The sequence below is a fragment of the Caballeronia arvi genome, assembly GCF_001544695.2.
Taxonomy (GTDB): domain Bacteria; phylum Pseudomonadota; class Gammaproteobacteria; order Burkholderiales; family Burkholderiaceae; genus Caballeronia; species Caballeronia arvi.
Genome location: NZ_FCOM02000178.1, coordinates 1 through 2532 on the forward strand (window position 1 = coordinate 1; position 2532 = coordinate 2532).

Sequence of the window (2532 nt, forward strand, 5' to 3'; positions counted from 1 at the left end):
TGGGTTGAGCGTCGCGCGAAGAACTTCGAGCGTCGATGATTTGAATCGGGGACCATAAAAATGAAAAACTTCATGAGCGTTATCTCGAACTTTGTCTTCTATTACCCGTTGTTGATGGCCTATCTCTGGATGGTGGGCGGGGCGCTCCACTATCTGCTCGTCGAGCGCCGCGACTCGGCTCGGCACTCGGCACCTCCGTTGACGTCGTATCCGAAGGTGTCCGTCGTCGTCCCGTGCTACAACGAGGCAGACAATGTGCGCGAAGTGATCGCCTGTCTGGGCCGGCTGAACTATCCGAACTACAACATCATCGCGATCAACGACGGCAGCCGCGACGAAACGGGCGCGATTCTCAATCAACTGGTGAACGCCTATCCGAAGCTCGTCGTCGTGCACCAGCATCAGAACGAAGGCAAGGCGATCGGCCTGACGACCGCCGCGATGCTGACGGACGCCGAGTATCTGATGTGCATTGACGGCGATTCGCTACTCGACAAGGAAGCGATTGGCTGGATGCTGCGCCACTTTCTGGCCGACGCATCCGTGGGCGCGGTGACGGGCAATCCGCGCATCCGCACGCGCTCGTCGTTGCTCGGCCGCATGCAGGTGGGCGAGTTCTCGTCGATCGTCGGCCTCATCAAGCGCACGCAGCACATGTACGGGCGACTGTTGACGGTGTCAGGCGTGGTGTCGATGTTTAGAAAGCGCGCGTTGCAGGAAGTCGGCTACTGGAGCGCCGACATGCTGACAGAGGATATCGACATTAGCTGGAAGCTCCAGGTGCGCGGCTGGGCTGTGCATTTCGAATCGCGCGCACTCAGCTGGATTCTCATGCCCGAAACCTTCCGCGGTCTCTATAAGCAGCGGGTGCGCTGGGCGAAGGGCGGGATCCAGGTCCTCTTCAAGTATGCAGGCGCGATGCTGTCACGCCGCAACATGATGATGTGGCCCATCTTTTTGGAGTACGCGGTCAGCATCGTCTGGGCGTACTGCATGGTGTTTGCGATCGTGATGATGGCGGCGACCGCGGCGTTCACACTCCCTGAAGCTTGGCGCTTGCCGTTCGTCCCGCGCGGGACAGGCGTGCTGCTCTTCGCGACCTGCTGTGCGCAGATCCTCCTTGGCTGCATGATCGACCGACGCTACGACAAGAATCTGATGCGGTATTTCATCGACACGGTCTGGTATCCCGCGGCATTCTGGGCCATCAGCATGATCGCGTCGGTCGTCGCGCTGCCCAGTGTCGTGAGCCAACGCGACAGAAAGCGCGCGCGTTGGGTAAGCCCGGACCGCGGCATCCGTTCGAGCGGAGCGTCGGCTGTCGATGCGGCGCAGGTGGCAGGGTTCGGAGCATCTCTCGAAGCATCGGAATCGAAGTAAAACCAGAAAGCGCAGGTCATTCGAAATTGACTTCAAGTCAACATATTTTCGACAGGGGCGAAAAAAATGGAATTCCCGATCATCGATGTGTCGAAGCAATCCGTCTCTCAGTTTGCGGCCGAGTACAGCAAGGCAAAGGCGGTGCGCTCGGTCGTGTGGTATCGCGTCTTGCGACCCACATTCGTGCTTGCCACGTGGGCACTCGCCGCGATCTACATCCGCTGGTGTGTCGAGAACGCGACCGATGACGAGCGCTCGCTCGATGCATTCATGCCAGGCATCGAGGGCATCGGCATTGTGGTGCTCGCCATGATTTTCTGGACGTTCGGCCGCCAGATGGACGCGTTGAACCCTCAGCGGGTGCGCCGAGTCCCTGACATGCTCAACGCGCCGCATCCCGACACGACGCACGAGATCCCGGCAGGCGACGCTGGCCGCTGTCTTGTCGCGTATCACGACGACGCCGGGATGATTTCGCATGTCACGACGATTCACGAATTCGAACGCCAAGCGGCGTAGGACTTGCGGCGCAAGGCGCATCTGAATCGTTACACAACATTATTCACTGGGGATTACTATGTGCGGAATCGTAGGAGCGGTGGCAGGAGGGGACGTCACCGGCGTTCTGACGGAGGGACTGCGCCGGCTCGAATATCGCGGCTATGACTCATGTGGCGTTGCCGTCCTGCAAGGCGGCGTGCCGCGCCGCGTGCGCAGCACCGAACGCGTCGCGGATCTTGCGCAACAGGTAGAGCACGCGCGACTGTCGGGCACCATGGGCATCGCCCACACGCGCTGGGCGACGCACGGCGCGCCCGTGACCGAGAACGCGCACCCGATATTCTCGCGCGACGAGCTCGCGCTCGTGCATAACGGCATCATCGAAAATCATGAGATGTTGCGCGAGGAGTTGAGGGCGCTCGGCTACGTGTTCGAATCGGACACCGATACGGAAGTGATTGCGCATCTGATTCATCACACACGGGAGCAGATTCCATCGCGCGATCTGCTCACGGCAGTGCAGCGTGCGATACCGCGCCTGAGCGGCGCGTACGCGATCGCTGTATTCGCCGGGGATGAACCCGACCGCGTGGTCGGCGCCCGTGCCGGCTCGCCGCTCGTCATCGGCGTGGGCGAGCGAGGCAACTATCT

Annotated in this window: 2 protein-coding genes and 1 pseudogene; all 3 read left to right on the top strand. The window is 60.9% G+C overall.

Features of this window, described 5'->3' with window-relative positions; translation table 11 throughout:
• Nucleotides 1-72 precede the first annotated feature (72 nt).
• Nucleotides 73-1380, top strand: a complete 1308-nt coding sequence (gene pgaC, locus AWB74_RS44000; protein ID WP_087039583.1) for a poly-beta-1,6-N-acetyl-D-glucosamine synthase — start codon at nucleotides 73-75, stop codon at nucleotides 1378-1380.
• Between the two features lie 66 nt (nucleotides 1381-1446).
• The gene (locus AWB74_RS44005) at nucleotides 1447-1899 is read left to right on the top strand and encodes a hypothetical protein (protein WP_061152732.1); all 453 of its coding nucleotides are present in this window, start codon (nucleotides 1447-1449) and stop codon (nucleotides 1897-1899) included.
• 58 nt (nucleotides 1900-1957) lie between these two features.
• Nucleotides 1958-2532 (top strand): annotated as a pseudogene (locus tag AWB74_RS44010) (class II glutamine amidotransferase); the annotation flags it as partial.